A 17,261-nucleotide genomic window follows, 5' to 3' on the forward strand; every position below is an offset into this window, starting at 1 on the left:
TGCCCGGTGACGGGGCACCTGGCGTGTCCACACGTGGTGATCCCGTGGGACCAGGCCCGTTGAACGAGTCCCCTCGCGGCGCGGCGCCCGACGGGCCGGCCTGACCCGGACGGCCGTCGTGTTCTCCTCCGTGCGGCCCGCCGGTCCCGGAACCGGGCGGGCTGGGCGACGCCGCCCCCGGCGTCTCCCCACCGGTCCGTGGCCCGGGCGGTCCGCCACCCGAGGCGGTTCCACCACCGGATCCACCATCGGACGAACCACCGCCCGACGTGCCACCGCCACCCGAACCGCCGGAACCGGAACCGCCCGAACCGGTGTCCGAACCCGTTCCGGAACCGGAACCGCTGGAACCACCCGAGCCGCTACCACCGGAGCCGGAACCCGAGCCCTCCGAACCGGAACCGCCACCATCCGAACCAGAACCACCAGACCCACCAGACCCGCCAGAGCCGCCAGAGCCGCCAGGACCGTCCGGCCCATCGGCACCCCGACCGGGCCGTTGGACAAACCCCGGTCGCACGTTGCTCGGGCTGACGCCGGTCACCTTTCCCGCGACCTTGCCGAAAACCTTCGCGACCTTCCCCAACGCCTCGGCCAGATCCGCCAGCAACGGAGACACCCGACGGATGGTCCCCGTCAACCGCCGCAGCAGGTCCGCGATCTTCGTCGCCCACTTCGCGATCGCGGCTGTCGCCTGCGCGACCACCACCGGCGTCCCGAAGCCCAGCGAGAACACCGTCTCCAGCACCCACGAGATCAGCTTCCCCACCAGATCGGCGATCAGGTCCCGCACCAGCTCCCGCACGAACGCGACGACCTCACCGAAGATCATCGTCACGGTGCTGACCGACCCACTCACCGACGCCGCGCCCTTCAGCGCGTCGGTCAACTCCCTCGACTGCCGCAGGTACGACTCCCGGGCCGCGCCCTCCCACTCGCCGATCGCCTTCTCGACCGACTTGGTGTAATCCTCCTCGGTCTTCGCCAGATGCCGCGAGACATTCCCCCACGTCTCCGAATACGACTGGATCACCGGCGGATCCCCACCCACCGAATCCAGCATGTCCTTCAACGGCTGCACATGCTCCATCAGGAACGACGCCACCGACGACATCAACCAGCCGAACGGATCAATGGCCGCCGCCGCGCCCTCGGCGGCCAACCCCACCAGACCGAGCCCACCCTCGACCCAGTTCCCGCTGCTGATCCCGTTGAACGTGTCCATCGCCGACTCGGCGATACCGATCCCGCCGGCCCAGCCGTAATCACCGTTGCCCTCGGTCAACGGGCCAGGGCCGTCGGAATCCTCCGGAGCCTGCTCGACAAGAGAGTTCCCGTCAGGCATCAGCTGAGCTCCTTGAACCGCATCGAGGAGGTCTCTTCCCGGCTCTCGTACTCCTTCGCCGCCGCGTTGACCTCGTTCGACGCCGCCTCGGCCGCCGCGACCGCGTCGTTGATCGCGTCGATGCCCTTCTGCTCCACCGGATCGAGCATCATGCGGAACGGCTGGCACAGAATTCCGTACGCGTCGGTCGGCATGCTGACCGTCCGCGCGGCCTCGGCCGCCTCGGCCAGGGCGTCCATCACCCCCTTCAGCTGTTGGGAGTGCGCGGTGAGATCAACCCCTATCCGAAAGCCGTCCGTTGCCATCCTGGCTTCCCCCTGTCAGGTCACGAAAAGATCGAGTCCTGCATGTCGTCGCCGTCGTCCTCGTCCCGGGCACGACGACGAGGAGGAGGCGGCTGGGGTTGGGACGGCGGCGGGGGATTCTCCGGTTCCTGATCGTCGACGATTTCCGGATCGAAGCGCCTTTCCCCTGGTAGCGCCTCGTCCGGCTCCGGCTCCGGCGGTTCGGGGAAGGTCCTGGCGGCTTCGTCGAGGATGTGGTTCGCGGCCTGGTCGTCCGTGCCGACGGTCTCGGTCATGGCCTGCCGCAACAACTCCGGGATCCTCGACTGGGCCAGGCGCACCGTCCGCATGATCGACGCCGACACCTCGGCCATCCGCTGCCCGGCGGCGTCCTCAGAGATCGCCAGATCCGTCAGCATCCCCTTCGAGCTGACCGTGACCCGCACCGATCCGTCAGCGGACCGCTCGGTCACCGACATCTCCCCGACGCGCTCGGCCATCGCCTGGAACTTCTCCGCGCGTTCCCGCGTCTGCCGGACCCAGTCGTCCACCATCCGCTCGCTGGCCTCGATGTCGTTCGCCACGACGACCCCGCCTCCCCCACCGCGCAACCCATCCAGCACCTACACCATCCCCCATGCGATGCAACAATTCCACCAGAATCGACCAAACTAACGAACCGATCGACGAAAAGGGGACGAGAAGTCAGAAACAAGAACGGTCAAAGCGGCCGGTGGCGACGGGAGCGGGCCGTCGCCATCGGCCTTGTTCGGTCAGGAGGTGGGGCGTTCGTCGACCACCTCGATGAGTTTCCGGTGCGGGAGTTGGTCGCCAGCGCGGAGGAACGTACCCATTCGACCGTGGGGCAGCGGATGACCGGCATCAACGTACGGGACATGGTGGTGGCGACCAGCCGGCCGGGCACCCCGGCCTCGGTGATCGGCGCGCCGGTCGCCTCGTCGTGCAGTTCGATGAGGCTGTACGGGGCCAGCGACTCGTGCACCCGCATGTCGCCGCCGGGAACGGGGGCGCCGTCGACCGCGGCGTAGCCCAGGGAGCCGACCGCCGCGTTGGGGAACGCCTTCGCGAGCAGGGTGCGGACGTCGTCGAACAGGGGCTCGCCGGCGAACAGCAGCAACTCGACGGACCCGGCGACCTCGCCCCGCTCCAGCAGCAGATCGGCCACCCTGACCAGGGTCGTCGACATGCCACACGTGACGTTGACGTCGAACTCCCTGATCGTCGCGGTGATCGAATCCACCGAGGCCGCGCCGCCGACCGGCAACCGCAGGTTCTCCACCGACGCCTTGGCCAGCACGTCGTTGGTGAACAACACGCAGGTGCCGCCGTGCAGCGGCGGACCCCACAGCTCGACCGTCATCCCGTCGAAGCTGGGCGACATGGGGTTGAGCAGCACCGTGTCGGCCGACAGGCCGAGGAAGTCCGCCGAGTGGAGCAGGCTGGTGATGCCACGGTGGGCGACCAGCACCCCCTTCGACCCGGACGTGAAGTTCACGACCGCGGGCCCGGCCGGGTCCACCTCGACGTCCGGCGCGTCGTCACGACCCGCCAGAAGGCCGTCGAGACGCAGGCGGGTGACCCGCCCCGGTAACGCCACGTCGGTGCCGGCGTCGGTGATGACGATCGGCACCGACGCCAGATCCAGCATCGTGGCCACTCGGGCGGCCGGGAGCGACGGCTCGATCGACAGGTAGGCGCCGCCGGCGCGAAGGATCCCCGGCGCGCAGCCGTTGGCACGCAGAGCACGGGCTGTCTCGCCGACCCGGCGGGCCGGACAAGCGTAGTCGTGACTCCCGTCGTCATCGACGACGGCGACACGATCATGGTGGTGCGCAACGACTTCCGCGAATGTGGAGTACACAGTGGACTTCGGCTGACCTTCGGGCACGGCAGGACTGATTTCACGCAGCATGAAATCCTAGATCCTCTGGGAGTTGTTTTCGGTGCCACAACAGGCAACAGCGACGACCGGAACGGCGGATCTTTCGCAGTGGGGACAGTGCACAAGGTCTGGCGACAGTGGGCGTGGGGAGTGTCGGAGTCGGCCGGCAGCGCTAGGCTCGCGGTGATCAGTCGGTGGCGTCCGCGCGTGGCGGTCGCCCCCACAACAGGCGGGAGTGAACGACGGTGAACGCACGTCGACGCCGATCCCGGGGTGGTCCGCCTCCTCGGGAGGTTCCCGGCTACCTGGAGGCAGGTCGCGCCGGGACGTTACCGGTCGCCCCGGAGCAGCCACCCGGACTGCTGGCCGGGCCGACGGCCCTGACGCTGTTCCACCGGTTCGTCGCGCTCGCCGTCGGTGGCCTGGTCCTGATCTTCGCGCTCGTCGTGCTGGTGGAGGAACTCGGCGCCTCGGAGTCGCTGCGATCCATGGTGTTCCTGGGCACCGGCCTGGGCTATCTCGTGTCGCTGCTGTTCACGCTGCCGATCGTCGGCCGGCGGTCGGTCACCGAACTGCAGCACGGGTACACCACCCTCGTCCTGGAGTTCGGCGGCTTCTGGTTCGGCGAAGGGCCACTGACCCGCTCCGGTGACATGCGCGCGGCCTGGGACTACCGGGGCACCTGGCACCTCCACCACCGGGACGGGCGGACGCTGCGCGCCCCCGACCGCGGCATCGACCCGCCCGGCCTGTATCCCTCCCCGAACAGTCCCGGCCGCCGGGAACTCTGGACCGGCGCGACCTGGCTCGGCCACTTCGCCGACTGACGACCCGCCAGAACCTTGAACATCACCCGTTGGTGAGGTCGCACGACCCGTTCGGTGGCTTCTCCGCGACATTCCCCCTCGCGATACTGCACCTGTTCATGGGGGGAGAGCGAGATGGCGCGCCGGAGACGACGGTCCAAACCAGGTGACCTGGTCATGTTGTTCCTGGTCGGTTCAGTCGTCTATTTCGTCTACGAGGGCGAGCTGGCGACGCCGAACTGGGTTTTGCTCGCGACAGCCGTTCTGCTGCTGTGGTTCAGCTTCGCCATGCCGACCTACTGCGACTTCAGTACGGTGCGTGGGACCCCTTGCCGCAATCGGGTCAACGGCAAACTTCGTGGTTGCCACCAGCACGGCAGGGACAAGCGGGATGCCGTGTGGCGTGCGCTTTTCCGTGTTCGGAACCCCGGCGAGTTCTTCCGGGTCAGGTGGCATTCCTCGGCGGTCGCTGCCCCGCAATCGGTTGCGGGGGCCGCTCGGGCGGTCACCCGATCCACGACACAGGGCACCCGTGACGCAACCATCTTCGTCTGCACGATCCTGTCCACTGTGGCTGGCGTGGTGGGGACGGTGGCAAGTGTCCTGGGCCTGTGGAAGTGAACCCAGCGGGACCTCAGTCCGGGTAGGCGCGGAACTCCAGGATCGAGGACTCGATGTGGACCATTCCCCGGGAGTCGGCCTGGGTGGAGATGGCGGGGGTCCAGCCGATGAGGCTGCCGTGGATCTCGATGCGGGTGGAGCGGTGCTTGCGGGCCCGGAAACCCAGCTCGGCCGCCAGCAGGACGATGGACTGGGGGTCGCCCATGGTGTCGCTGGTGTTCATGTAGATGCGGGCGTTGGGGGCCAGGTGTGGTTTGACCTCGCGGAAGAAGCGTTCGTGGATGCTGTAGCCGGGGTCGAACACCGACCGTTCGATCGGTCTGTCGAACGTGTGGTTCTCGCTCGCCCTGACCAGGGGCGGGTTGGAGGCGATCACGTCGAACACGTCGGTGGGCGCCAGCTCGGCGAACAGGTCGCTGGTGGCTGACTCGACCTTGTCGCCCACGCCGTGGGTGGCGGCGTTGAGGGCCGTGTTCTCCACCGCGGCCGGGTTGATGTCCATCGCCACCACCCGGGGGCAGCCCTGGAGGGCGGCCATCACGCTGGTCACGCCGGCACCGCAGCCGATCTCCAGGAAGCGGGTCCCCTGGCCGGTGGGCAGCGCCGCGGTGAAGCCCTCGGTCGCGGGATCAGGCGGCCAGACCTCGGGGAGGATGGACCACGTCCGGCCCATCAGCTCCGTGGTCCCGCCGTTGCGGAGCAGGCTGTCCGCCTGGTCCACCAGCCACTTGCCGACGTCCTCGGCGAAGGTTGTGCTCATTGCCGTCCTCAGCTCAGGGTGGCGCCGCGTTGCCAGACCAGTTGGATGGTGGACTCCATCAGCGCCGCCATCTCGGGGCGCCGCTCGTCGACGAAGAAGTGGCCGCCGTCGAAGGTGTTGTGGGAGATCGGGTGTTGGGTGTAGCGCTGCCAGTTCGTCACCGACACCGGGTCCTCCTGGCCCTGCATGAGGACAATGGGACAGTTCAGGGGGATCTGGTGGGGATCCGAGTAGCCGCCAAGCAGACGCAGGTCCGTCGTGATGATCGGCGCGAAGTACTTCATGAACTCGGGGTCGGCCAGGTTCTCCTCGCTCAGGCCGCCGTAGTGGCGCAGGACCCGTTCCACCCCGTCCTTCGTGTCCAGGTCGGACACTCCGGTGAACTGGCTGTCGCAGGGGGCCGCCGAACCCGACGTGAAGAACACCAGCGGCGGGTTGCCAAGACGGTCCTGACACAGCTTCGCGATCTCGTAGCCGATGACACTGCCCATGCTGTGGCCCCAGATCGCGTACGAACCCCGGAACGACGACGACAGCTCCGTGAACAGGTCCTCCGCCAACGCCGTCAACGAACCCGGCATCGGGGTGTTCATCCGCTGCTCCCGCAGCGGGTACTGGGCGATCCGCACATCGATACCGCCGCCGAAGGCGAAACGCCACTTGCTGTAGTACAGCATTCCGGCGCCGGCATGCGGGAAACACACCAGGGGCAGGTTCTCCACCGGGGAAACACCTCTCTCGCGACGATCGGGGACAGGACTCGGCCACGCCGGAACACGTGGCCGAGTCGGGGAAATCAGGCCTTCTCGAGGAAGCGCACCGCGCCGAAGAAACCGACGATCGTCCACGCCCCCAACACGATGTAGCTCACCGGCTCCGCCGAGAACGACGTGTGCGCCAGCGACGCCCGCATCACCTCGGCCATGTGGTAGATCGGTAACACCTCGTGCACCGACTGGAGCCACTCCGGCAGCCGCTCCAGCGGGAAGTTGATCGGCGAGAACATCAGCGACGTGAACGCGATCAGCTGGGACACCGCCATCGCCGGCTCCGCCGGCATCACGAACGAGTACCCGTAGCCGATGGCGAAACACGACAGCACCATCAACACGAAACCCGGGATGATCGTCCAGGAAATCGCATACCCGGGGGCGAAGATCAGATGTGCCACGAACACCGAGATCGCGATCGCCGGAACCGTGACCAGCGCCCAGATCCCCACATCGGCGATCAGGAACAGCTTGCGGCTCACCGGAAGCGACTTCACGAAGTCGATGTAGCCGGTCAGCTTCGCGCCCGCGTTCTGCATCGGCACGATAACCAGGGCCGTCATGATCAGCACGATCGTCGGCGCCCCGGTCGCCAGGTACAGCATGCCGCCGCCGGTGTCGTCCGGAGACGACATCAGGTACGAGAAGCCGATCGCCACCCCCAGGGCGACCACGATCATGATGATCGCGAACACCACCAGGTAGCTGCCCTGCTTCTTGGCCTGCAGCTCGATTACGTGCGAGAGTTTGCTACCGCTACCGCTGGACACCGTCGACCGCTTTCCCGATGAGTTCGATGTACATGTCTTCCAAGGTGATCTCGGTGAGCGAGTACTGGGCGACCAGCCCACGGTCCCGCTGCTCCCCCGCCCAGCGCAACGCCTCGGTCGCCAGGTCACGGGGGAACGTCAACACCAACTCCGCCTCGGCGAGCTTCAGGCTCTCCGCCCACTCTGGCTTGACGAACTGCTCCTCGCCCGCCTTGGCCACCGCCTCCAGCTTCATCTGGTCACCCGCGGTGCGGTCCTTGATCTCCCGCGCGTTGCCCTGCACGAGCACCTTGCCCTCGTTGAGGATCGCGATCGTGTCCACCGCGCTCTCCGCCTCGCGGATCGCGTGCGTCACCACGACCACCGCGGTGCCGTCGCGGGTCAGGTCACGAATGGCGCTCCACAGGTAGCGCCGGCGCACCGGGTCGACGTCGTTGGTCGGCTCGTCCAGGATCACCGCCCGGCCGGGCGCGACCGCCGCCATGCAGAACCCGGTCAGGCGTAACACACCACCGGAGAGCTTGTTGCCCTGCACGTCGGCCCACTGCTCGATGTCCAGCTTGCCGAACAGTTCCTTGGTACGCCGCTCGACCTCGGCGTCGTCGATACCGCGCAGCTTGCCCATGATCTGGGTGACCGCGCGCGGGGTCAGCTCGCCGAGCGGGGTCCGCGACTGCGGCTGCACCGAACACAGGTAGCGGCCCAGGTTCGGTTCCTTCACGACGTCCTTGCCGGCGATCATGATCGAGCCGGAGTCCGGTCGCAGCAGGCCAAGCAGCTGGTTGACGATCGTCGTCTTCCCCGCGCCGTTGTGGCCGAACAGGCCGAACACCTCGCCCTCGTTGACCGAGAGACTGACGTCGTTGTTCGCGAGGGTTTTCCGTCCCCTCGATTTGTACGTCTTCGTCACGTGATCCAGTTCGATCACTGCCATCAGGTCTTCCCCTTCTGGAAGAGAAGTATCATCAGCGCCCGCCACTCCGAGCCAGATACTCAACTTCTTCGTCAAGAATGCTGACCACCTCAGCCGGGTCATCGACCCACTTCGTCAGAATCAGCAGGTCCAGTCGGCCGTTGCCCATCTTCGAGACGCCGTAGAAGTCGGCGTAGTCGAGCTTGTTCTGATCACCTTCCAACTGCGCCAGGGTCATGTCCCAGATGGCGTCGTACTCGTCTTCGACGTTCCCGACGAAGTTCAACAGGCACGTGGGGCGCATCGTCTTGCCCATCACCCCGAGGATCTTGCGGTTGCGCACGATCGAACGCAGGTCGCGGACCATGCTCAGGAAGCAGATGTTGTTCTTGTTCACCATCCTGAACCGCTCGGCGACGATGCTCCCGATCTCACCCACGGTGTCACGGCCACCGGGGACCAGCACCGGCACCCCGCCCAACGCCATGCCCATGATCTCGGAGAAGTCCTTGTCCTCCAGGTTCCTGGCGCGCAGCAACATGATCAGCGTGACCATGTCCACACCGAGCAGGCGCGACACGACCCTGGCGTAGAGGTGCAGCACCACGTAGGACATCTCGGACTCGTCCTCGCCGCCGTTGAGCCGCTCCAGGTCCACCGAGAACCGGATGTCGCGGATCTTCCGGTCCGCCCGGTGCGCGGTCTTCTCCTCGATCCGCTTGGCGTGGCGGACGTAGTCGGTCAGCGCGAACCGTTCGATCAGCTCCTCGGAGGTGATCCCCACCGGGCCCTTCGCCAGCTGCGCCTGGAGGTGACGGAAGCTCTTGGCCACCGGCATCGCCCTGATCGTGCCGGCCAGCAGCTCCTCGTAGCGGCGCAGCAGGTCACCGCGCAGCAGCTGGCCCGACGACACGTCGAAGACCGAGTGGTCGAACTGGAACAGCAGGTCGTAGTTCCGCTCGTTGTACTTGACCAGCACCGCCTGGTACATCGGCTTGTCGAGGTACTCGAAGTTGGTGCTCCACTCGCGCCGGACCAGGTCCGCGCGCAGCTCCTCCTGGCGCCGGGGGTCCAGACCGGACAGGTCCATCACCGGCAGCGCGAAACTCCGCGGCGCCTCGAACTCCTTCCACCGCAGCCGGCCGAGCGAGCGGTACACGAAGCTGCGCAGCAGACCGTGCCGGCCGACCACGTCCCGCAGCGCCCGCTGGAGAACCTCCACGTCCATCAGCTGGCGGAACTGCACCAGGTACAGCTGAAGCCGGGTCTCCCACTTGAAGTGCTGCTTCTGCATCCCGCTGATCGCGTACGTCGAGTTCACCGGCTGGGAGCCGATGGCCCGGCGCAGCTCCGCCTGGCGGCGGTCGATCTCGTCGAACACCGCCTGGGAGTCGCCGGTGTGCGCGGGCAGCACGGTGCGCAGGTCGGCGAAGTCCAGCCCGCCGTCCAGGTCGACACCCGCCGGGCGGGTCAGGATGTAGTGCGGCAGCAGGTCGGTGCCCACCCGCAGGTCGGTGAACGCCGCGATCGCCCGGCGGCGCAGCGCGTCGTCCAGGCCGTCGACGAACAGCACCAGCAGCACGTCCTCGTCGCGGTCCGGCTTGACCTCGCGGAACTCGCACGGCACGCCCAGCCGCTCCCCCAGGGTCACCGACAGGCTCTCCAGGGTGTGCCCGTCGGCCGCGCCGGCGCCGGCCATCCGGGACACGAAGGTCGCCAGCGCGGAGACCGTCGGATGGTTGTAGACGTCGTTGACGAAGACCTTGTGGCCGTTGCGTTCCATCGCGGTGGTGAACTGCACGAGCTTCACCGAGTCCAGGCCGATGTCGAAGATGTCGGCCCGGTGGTTGATGTCGGCGATGCCCAGCAGCGTGTACAGCTCGCGTTCGATGATCTGCTCGATCGCCTGCCGCTGGTCCACGTCGGAGGTCTCGGCGGTCGCCACGTCCTTGCCGGCGGTCTGCGACGCCAGCAGGTCCAGGCCGTGGTGGGCGGTGCGCAGGTCGCCGGCGCGCAGCCGGGGGAACAGGTCGAGCACCGACACCCCGTCGGTGACCAGCTCGCCGAACGCCAGCAGCCGGGGAAGGCCGTAGGCGGCGTCGAGGACCTCGCCGTCGGCCAGCCAGTCGGTCAGCTCGCCGCTCCAGCCGGTCCGGTCGGGCCGTGCCCGGGACAGCACCGAGCAGTGCGCCCGCTGGCTCGCGGCCACCCCGGCCAGCAGCGCCACCAGCCGCCGGCGGTCCGCGGTGCGCGGGGTGTCCCACAGGACGATCTCGTCGACCTCGGGCATCGCGGCGAGCCGGTCGGCCAGGGTCACGATCGTCGCGGCCGGCAGGACGGTGTCGCCGGCCGGGACGGGGTCGGTGCCGTAGGGCAGGATCCGCCGGGAGGTGGCCGCGTGGTCGCCGGACAGGCCGGCCAGCACGTCGGCCACGTCACCGGCCTGGCAGACGACCACGGTCTCGCGGGACTTCACGTCGTCGGGGGCCTCGCCGCCGTGCAGCGGCACCAGCCGGGGCACCAGCCGCCGCTCGCCCTCGTAGCGGACGTGGAGGTCCTCCGGCGGGGTGGACTCCAGCTCCTGGCGCAGCACGCGCTGCCAGTGCTCGCGGCCCTCCCGGGTGGTGACCGGGGCGTCGCACCACAGGGTCCTGACCCGGAAGCCGGTGTGCTCGTGGTTGAGGCCGACCAGCCGGGCCAGCAGGTCGGGGCTGGTGCGGGTGGCGTCGGCGGTGTCGAGCACCAGGACGTCGCCCACGCACCGCTCCCGCAGCCCCGGTAAGGCCGCGCACAGCGCGCGCAGGGTGGCGCTCATCCACGCGTGGTCGGCGTGCTCGATCAGGAAGGTGTCGCCGACCAGCGCGTGGTCCTGCAGGTCGTCGAGCAGGCGGGCGAGGTCGGCGGCGTCGCCGGGGCGGACTGTGGAGACGCCGCCGGCCTGGAAGTCGTACCGGTCGCCGAAGCCGACGCCGATCACCCGCCAGTGCGGGATCGGGTCGAGCAGCCGGCGCAGCCGCTTGGGGTCCTCGGTCAGGGCGACCAGCACCTTCGCCTGTTCCCGCGCGCCGAGGGCGGGGTGCACCGACCGGGTCCAGGTCAGCAGGGACGCCGGGGTGGTCGTGCTCGCCGCCGGTAACAGCCGGGTGGGCTCGGGCACGACGCGCGCCTCGGTGGGGTCGTTGACCAGCTGCTGGAACAGCTCGATACCCACCGGGTAGGGGGTCTTCTCGAACGGGTAGAGCGGCAGCGTCAGCTTGCGCGGCTCGCGGCCGGTGTGGTGGGCCTTCCAGTCCAGCGCGACGCCGGCCTCCCACAGCTTGCCGATCGCGTCGGCGAGGTGTTCACCGTCGCTGACCTCCTTCATCCGGTGCCGCAGCATGTTGACCGCCACGACGTCAGTATCCCCGCTGGTGGCGCGGACCAGCGACGACAGTGACCGACCCGGCCCCACTTCGACGAACACCGACGCGCCGCGTTCGATCAGCGCCTCGACGCCGTCCTTGAACCGCACGGTCGAGCGGACGTGCCGGGGGTAGTAGGCGGGGTCGGTGGCCTGCTCGTCGGTGATCCAGGTGCCGGTCACGTTGGAGGTGTAGGGGATCGTCGGGGCACTGAGCGGGATCTGGTCGACGACCTCGCGGAACCGGTCGAGCACCGAGTCCATGAACTGCGAGTGGTAGGCGTGGTCGGCCTCGATGTGGGTGACGCTGATGTCGCGCTCCACGCACCGCCGTTCCAGGTCGGCGACCGCCTCGGGCGTGCCGGAGACCGTGCAGTCCTCCGGCCCGTTGACCGCCGCGATCGCCAGCGCGCCGCCCAGTTCGTCGCCCAGCAGCTCCAGCACGACCTGTTCGGCGGCCCGGACCGAGGTGAGCGCGCCCAGCGGGGTGGTGTCCATCAGGCTGGCCCTGGCCTGGACCAGGCGGATGCCGTCGGCCAGGGAGAACACGCCGGCGATGTGCGCGGCGGCCAGCTCGCCGGTGCTGTGGCCGATCATGCCCTTGGGGGTGAGGCCCCAGCCGATCAGCGTGCGCGCCATCGAGCACTCGATCATGAACAGCAGGACCTGGACGACCTCGATGTTGGCCAGCAGTTCCTCGGCCCGCGCCGACTCGCCGAAGAACACCTCGCGGAAGTGCTCGTGGCCCAGCTCCGAGCTGATCGCGAAGCACTCGTCGATGGCCTCGCGGAAGGCCGGCTCGGACTCGTAGAGGCCGATGGCCATCCGCAGGTGCTGCGCGCCCAGCCCGCTGAACAGGAAGTACGCCTCGCCCCGGGCGCGGGCCGGGACCTGCGCCGACGGCTCGTCGGCGTCGATCGCGTCCTGGAGGCGCTCGGCCAACTGGGTGGCGTCGCGGAAAGGGACGGCGTAGCGGTGGGCCAGGCCGCGCTGGCGGTTCTGCACCGTCCACGCCAGGTCCGCGCCGTTGGTGTCCGGGTGCGCGGCCAGGTACTCGACGAAACCGGCCCGCAGCCGCTGGATCGCCGCCGCCGAGGACGCCGACACCAGGAACGTGTTGTACTCGCGGCCCCTGCCCGACGCCGGGCGCCGGGCAGGCGGCTCCTCCATGACCAGGTGGACGTTGGTGCCGCCGATGCCGAAGGCGCTCACCCCGGCCCGCAGCGGCGGTCCGCCGGCCTCGGCGGGCGGCAGCGGCTGGTTCTCGGTGACCACGGTGAACGGGCTGCCGGTGAGGCTGATGTTCGGGTTCAGCTCGGTGAAGTGCGGGGTGCGGGGGATCAGCCGCTGCTCCAGGATCTTCGCCGTCTTGATCAGCGACGCGACGCCCGCCGCGGTGTCCAGGTGGCCGATGCTGGCCTTGAGCGAACCGACACCGGTGGTGCCGGCCTCGCCGGGGCCGAACGCCTTGCGCAGCGCCTCGATCTCGATCGGGTCGCCCAGCGCGGTGCCGGTGCCGTGGGTCTCCACGTAGGACACCGAGGCCGGTTTCACGTTGGCCACGCGGTGGGCCTTGCGGATGACCTCGGCCTGGCCCTCGATGCTGGGCGCGGTGTAGCCGACCTTGCGGTTGCCGTCGTTGTTGATCGCCGAGCCCTTGATCACCGCGTAGATCCGGTCGCCGTCGCGGACCGCGGTCTCCAGGCGCTTGAGCACGACCACGCCGGCGCCGTTGCCCTCGATGGTGCCGCCGGCGTCCTTGTCGAACGGCCGGCACACGCCGTCCGGCGAGTGGATCATGTTCTCCTGGTAGCGGTAGCCGTTCTTGTGCGGCAGGGTCAGGCCGCTGCCGCCGGCCATGGCGATCTGGCAGGCGCCGGTCCACAGGTTGCGACACGCCAGGTCGACGGCGACCAGCGACGTGGAGCAGGCGCTGTGCACGGTCATCGCCGGGCCGCGCAGACCCAGCGCGTAGGCGATCCGGGTGGCGGCGAAGTCCTTGTCGTTGAGCTGGATCCCGGTGAACATCACCCCGGATCCGAGGATGTGCTTGGTCAGCGTGTGGGTCTCCCACGGGAGGTTGTTGGTCGCCCCGAGGAACAGGCCGATCGCCTCGGACCGGTTGTCGGCGGAGTAGCCGGCGTCCTCCAGGGCGTGGAAGGCCTCCTGGTGCAGCGCACGGACCTGGGGGTCGAGCAGGGTCGCGTCGGCCGGGGTGTAGTTGAAGAAGTCCGCGTCGAAGAACTCGACGTCCGGGAAGACACCCTTGGCCCGCACGTAGCGCGGGTCGGCGAGCGCGTCGTCGGCCACGCCGACCTCGCGCAGTTCGTCGTCGGTGAACCGGGTGACGGCGTCCACGTTCTCGACGAGGTTGTGCCAGAACTCCTCGATGTCGGCCGCCGCCGGGAACCGGCCGGCCATGCCGATGACGGCGATCTCCAGACCGGTGGTGCTGCGCTCAGACACTGCCATCCCTCACATCTCCGGGTCATCGTGCAGGTCGAGCAGAAGCCGGCTCGTCGCCAGGACAAGCTCCTGTTCTTCCTCTTCGTCGGGCGCGGGCGCGTCCGGTTCGGCCTGGTCGGTCCCGCCGGAGGCCAGGTGCGCGGCCAGCGCGGCGATCGAGGTGTGCTCGAAGTACAGGACCAGCGGCAGGTCGCGGTCCAGCGCCTTGCGCAGCCGGTTGTTGATGGTCAACAGGTTGAGCGAGTTGATCCCCAGGTCGAAGAAGTTGCGCCGCACGTCGACCGCGCCGGAAGGCACCAGGTCGGCCAGCGCGTCGTACACCACCCGTTCCATCTCCGACAGGCCCGAGAGCTCCGCCGCCGACGCGGGGGTCGGGGCGGCCGGGCGGATCGCGGCCAGCGCGGCCCGGTCGACCTTGCCGCTCTTGTTGAGCGGCAACGACTCCAGCGCCACCAGCTCGGCCGGGACCAGGTAGGGGGCGACGTTCGCGGCCAGGCCCTGGCGCACCTGGTCGGGGGTCAGGCCGCTGTCGGTGGTGTAGAAGCCGCGCAGGGACTTCTCCCCCGCGTTCTCCACACAGATCACCGACACGTCCCGCACGCCGGGCAGCGCCCGCACCACGTGCTCGACCTCGCCGAGCTCGATCCGGAAGCCGCTGATCTTGACCTGGTCGTCGGCGCGGCCAAGGTAGTCGAACGTGCCGTCGGGCAGCTCACGGACCAGGTCCCCGGTGCGGTACAGGCGTTCGCCGGGCAGCGCGGGGACGGTGACGAACCGCTGCGCGGTCAGCTCCGGCTGGCGGTGGTAGCCGGCCGACACGCCGTCGCCGCCGACGCACAGCTCGCCGACCGCGCCGGGCGGCAGCGGGTTGAGCGCGCGGTCCAGCACGTGGGCGGTGGAATGCGCGAGCGGCACGCCGATGGGGATCCGGCCGCGTTCCAGGTCGGCCGGGCGCACCCGGTGGGTGGTGGAGAACGTGGTGTTCTCGGTCGGGCCGTAGCCGTTGGTGAGCACCAGGCCGGGGCAGGCGGCGCGCACGGTGGCCAGGTGCGGCACGGACAGCGCGCTGCCGCCGACCAGCAGGTGCTCCAGGCTGGCGAAGATCGTCGGGTCCTGGTCGCAGAGCTGGTTGAACAGCGGGGAGGTCAGCCACATGCTCCGCACCCCGCTGGCGGTGATCATGGCGCGCATCCGGTCGCCGTCGAGGACGTCGAGTTCCTCGGCCAGCACCAGGGTGCCGCCGTGCAGCAGGGTTCCCCAGATCTCGAAGGTGCTGGAGTCGAACGCCGGGGAGCCGGTGAACATCACCACCTGCTCGGCGGAGAAGTCGAAGAAGGTCTGGTCGGTGACCAGCCGCAGGATGTTGCGGTGGCTGATCCCGCAGCCCTTCGGCGCGCCGGTGGAGCCGGAGGTGTACATCAGGTACGCGGTGTCGGCGTTGGCCGTGGCCGGCCCGGTGAACGCCGGCACGTCACCGGTCGGCGGGTCCACCAGCAGGACCTCGACCGAGGCCGGGGCCTTGGGCGCGAAATCGGTGACCGTGCACAGGTGGCGGGCGCCCGCGTCGGCCAGGATGTGCCCGACGCGGGGGTCGGCGTCCTTGGTGTCGATCGGGACGTAGAACGCGCCGGTCTTGAGCACGCCGAGGAACGCCGCGACCAGCTCCGGGCGGCGGTCGGCCAGCACCCCGACCGGGTCGCCCGGGGCGACACCCAGGTCGGTGAGTCGCCGGGCGATCGCGTCGGACCAGGCGTCCAGGTCGCGGTAGGTGTGGTGGCGGCCCTGCCAGGTCAGCGCGGTGCGCTCGCCGTGGCGGGCCACGACCTCGGCGAACACGGCCGGCAGGGTCGAGCCGAGCCGGGGGGAGGCCGTGGCGGCGGTGTGCCGGGCGGGGGCGTCGGCCAGGGCGAGGCCGGCGACCGGGACCGCCGGGTCGGCGACCGCCGCGGTGAGCACCCGCAGCAGCGAGCGCTCCAGGGTGGCCATGAGTTCCGGGGCGTAGGCGTTCTCGTTGTAGACGAAGGTGACCGCGAACTCCCTGCCCGGGTTGACCACGATGTGCAGGTCGTAGCTGGTCCGCTCGAACACCTCGACGCCCTCGAACGCCAGGTCGTCGTCGCCCTCGTCGCCGCCGAACTCCTGGAGCTGGTCGGACAGCGGGTAGTTCTCGAACGCGACGACGTGGTCGAGCAGCCCCGTGCGCAGCGAGGTCAGGGCCTGGATCTCGTGCAGCGCGAAGTGCTCGTAGGCGTTGGCGCGCAGGTAGGCGTCCTGCACGTCGCGGCACAGGCCGGTGAAGTCCTGGCCGGCCGAGGTCCGCACGCGCACCGGCTGGGTGTTGCAGAACAGGCCGACGGCCTCGCCGACCCCGGGCAGCGCCGTGCCGCGGCCGGACACCACGCTGCCGAACACCACGTCATCGGTGTGGTTGAACTTCTGCAGCACCACGCCCCACGCGGCCTGGAACACCGCGTTCTGGGTGACCTTGGCGTCCCGGGCGAAGCCGCGCAGCCCCTCGTACAGGCCGGCCGGCAGGGTGAACCGGTGGCTCGCGCCCTGGTAGCCGCCCGGCCGTTCGGTGGTGGGCAGGACGGCCGCGGTCTCGTAGCCCTCCAGCGCGTCGGCCCAGTGCCGGCGGGCGTCGGTGTCGTGCTGGTTCTCGTACCAGGCGATGTACTCGCTGTAGGGCAGCGCCTCGGACTTCTGCCGGTAGGTGCCGGTGCTGGTCAGCTCGTCGTAGTAGCCCATCATCGTCGCGAACAGCGGGCCAAGCGACCAGCCGTCCAGGACGATGTGGTGGAAGGTCAGCACCAGCCGCCACCGCCGGTCGGCGACCCGGACCAGCGTCGCGCGCAGCAGCACCTCCCTGGCCAGGTCGAAGCCCCGCGCCCGGTCGGCGGCCTTCAGCGCGTCGACCTCGGCGGCGGGGTCGGCCGAGGGCCGCACGTCCAGCACCCGCCACTCGGGGTCCCGCTCGCGCAGCACGATCTGGTAGGGCTCGTCGGTGTTGCGGAAGGAGAACAGGCTGCGCAGCACGCCGTAGGTCCGGGACACGCCGGCCAGCGCGGTGCGCAGGTGACCGGCGTCGATCTCACCGGCGATGGTGAAGTCGAACTGTTCGACGTAGGCGTCGGACCCGGTGTCCACGACGTGGCTGAACAGCATTCCCTTCTGCATCGCGGCCAGGCCGGAGATGGACTCGATGTCGTCTTTCTCAACCATG

At 69.3% G+C, this 17,261-nt stretch carries 13 protein-coding genes; 4 read left to right on the plus strand and 9 right to left on the minus strand.

The window, feature by feature from the left end:
• Positions 1 to 626: 626 nt before the first annotated feature.
• The gene (locus BLA60_RS16960; protein ID WP_075133859.1) at positions 627 to 968 is read left to right on the plus strand and encodes a hypothetical protein; all 342 of its coding nucleotides are present in this window, start codon (positions 627 to 629) and stop codon (positions 966 to 968) included.
• A gap of 93 nt (positions 969 to 1,061) precedes the next feature.
• Complete coding sequence (locus BLA60_RS16965; RefSeq protein WP_075133860.1) at positions 1,062 to 1,265, plus strand: hypothetical protein; 204 nt, start codon at positions 1,062 to 1,064, stop codon at positions 1,263 to 1,265.
• A gap of 79 nt (positions 1,266 to 1,344) precedes the next feature.
• Here the strand turns inward: BLA60_RS16965 and BLA60_RS16970 are convergent, their stop codons facing one another.
• From BLA60_RS16970 to BLA60_RS16980, 3 genes are all read right to left on the minus strand, one after another.
• Complete coding sequence (locus BLA60_RS16970; protein ID WP_075133861.1) at positions 1,345 to 1,650, minus strand: type VII secretion target; 306 nt, start codon at positions 1,648 to 1,650, stop codon at positions 1,345 to 1,347.
• Positions 1,651 to 1,670: 20 nt separating this feature from the next.
• Positions 1,671 to 2,213 (minus strand): YbaB/EbfC family nucleoid-associated protein, encoded by a 543-nt coding sequence (locus BLA60_RS16975; RefSeq protein WP_154814409.1) that lies wholly within the window; start codon positions 2,211 to 2,213, stop codon positions 1,671 to 1,673.
• Positions 2,214 to 2,350: 137 nt separating this feature from the next.
• Positions 2,351 to 3,562: an AMP-binding protein gene (locus BLA60_RS16980; RefSeq protein ID WP_084735013.1), complete on the minus strand. Its 1,212-nt coding sequence runs from the start codon at positions 3,560 to 3,562 to the stop codon at positions 2,351 to 2,353.
• A 215-nt stretch (positions 3,563 to 3,777) separates the two neighbouring features.
• Between BLA60_RS16980 and BLA60_RS16985 the strand changes: the two genes are divergently transcribed.
• Both BLA60_RS16985 and BLA60_RS16990 read left to right on the plus strand, forming a co-directional pair.
• Entirely contained in the window at positions 3,778 to 4,359 is a 582-nt protein-coding gene (locus BLA60_RS16985) for a hypothetical protein (RefSeq protein ID WP_075133863.1), read from the plus strand.
• A 156-nt stretch (positions 4,360 to 4,515) separates the two neighbouring features.
• Complete coding sequence (locus tag BLA60_RS16990; RefSeq protein WP_075133864.1) at positions 4,516 to 4,959, plus strand: hypothetical protein; 444 nt, start codon at positions 4,516 to 4,518, stop codon at positions 4,957 to 4,959.
• A gap of 13 nt (positions 4,960 to 4,972) precedes the next feature.
• On the opposite strand, the gene BLA60_RS16995 is transcribed toward BLA60_RS16990, so the two are convergent.
• The 6 genes from BLA60_RS16995 to BLA60_RS17020 form a co-directional block, all read right to left on the minus strand.
• Positions 4,973 to 5,719, minus strand: coding sequence for a methyltransferase (locus tag BLA60_RS16995; RefSeq protein WP_075133865.1), 747 nt, complete (start codon positions 5,717 to 5,719; stop codon positions 4,973 to 4,975).
• An 8-nt stretch (positions 5,720 to 5,727) separates the two neighbouring features.
• Positions 5,728 to 6,441, minus strand: a complete 714-nt coding sequence (locus tag BLA60_RS17000) for a thioesterase II family protein (protein WP_211288754.1) — start codon at positions 6,439 to 6,441, stop codon at positions 5,728 to 5,730.
• A gap of 74 nt (positions 6,442 to 6,515) precedes the next feature.
• Positions 6,516 to 7,259, minus strand: a complete 744-nt coding sequence (locus tag BLA60_RS17005) for an ABC transporter permease (protein WP_075133866.1) — start codon at positions 7,257 to 7,259, stop codon at positions 6,516 to 6,518.
• Positions 7,246 to 8,193: an ABC transporter ATP-binding protein gene (locus BLA60_RS17010; protein ID WP_075133867.1), complete on the minus strand. Its 948-nt coding sequence runs from the start codon at positions 8,191 to 8,193 to the stop codon at positions 7,246 to 7,248. The genes BLA60_RS17005 and BLA60_RS17010 overlap by 14 nt, the downstream gene beginning before the upstream one ends.
• A 31-nt stretch (positions 8,194 to 8,224) precedes the next feature.
• Positions 8,225 to 14,044 (minus strand): type I polyketide synthase, encoded by a 5,820-nt coding sequence (locus BLA60_RS17015; protein WP_075133868.1) that lies wholly within the window; start codon positions 14,042 to 14,044, stop codon positions 8,225 to 8,227.
• A gap of 3 nt (positions 14,045 to 14,047) precedes the next feature.
• Complete coding sequence (locus BLA60_RS17020) at positions 14,048 to 17,260, minus strand: non-ribosomal peptide synthetase (RefSeq protein WP_075133869.1); 3,213 nt, start codon at positions 17,258 to 17,260, stop codon at positions 14,048 to 14,050.
• Position 17,261 lies beyond the last annotated feature (1 nt).

The organism is Actinophytocola xinjiangensis, from assembly GCF_001921215.1.
Classification (GTDB): Bacteria; Actinomycetota; Actinomycetes; order Mycobacteriales; family Pseudonocardiaceae; genus Actinophytocola; species Actinophytocola xinjiangensis.

Bases quoted from the DNA above. Each gene is read 5' to 3' on its own strand.
- BLA60_RS16960 (WP_075133859.1), top strand. From the start codon at position 627: ATGGTCCCCGTCAACCGCCGCAGCAGGTCCGCGATCTTCGTCGCCCAC.
- BLA60_RS16980 (WP_084735013.1), bottom strand. From the start codon at position 3,562: ATGCTGCGTGAAATCAGTCCTGCCGTGCCCGAAGGTCAGCCGAAGTCC.
- BLA60_RS16995 (WP_075133865.1), bottom strand. From the start codon at position 5,719: ATGAGCACAACCTTCGCCGAGGACGTCGGCAAGTGGCTGGTGGACCAG.
- BLA60_RS16965 (WP_075133860.1), top strand. From the start codon at position 1,062: ATGTCCTTCAACGGCTGCACATGCTCCATCAGGAACGACGCCACCGAC.
- BLA60_RS16990 (WP_075133864.1), top strand. From the start codon at position 4,516: ATGTTGTTCCTGGTCGGTTCAGTCGTCTATTTCGTCTACGAGGGCGAG.
- BLA60_RS16970 (WP_075133861.1), bottom strand. From the start codon at position 1,650: ATGGCAACGGACGGCTTTCGGATAGGGGTTGATCTCACCGCGCACTCC.
- BLA60_RS17010 (WP_075133867.1), bottom strand. From the start codon at position 8,193: ATGGCAGTGATCGAACTGGATCACGTGACGAAGACGTACAAATCGAGG.
- BLA60_RS17015 (WP_075133868.1), bottom strand. From the start codon at position 14,044: ATGGCAGTGTCTGAGCGCAGCACCACCGGTCTGGAGATCGCCGTCATC.
- BLA60_RS17020 (WP_075133869.1), bottom strand. From the start codon at position 17,260: ATGGTTGAGAAAGACGACATCGAGTCCATCTCCGGCCTGGCCGCGATG.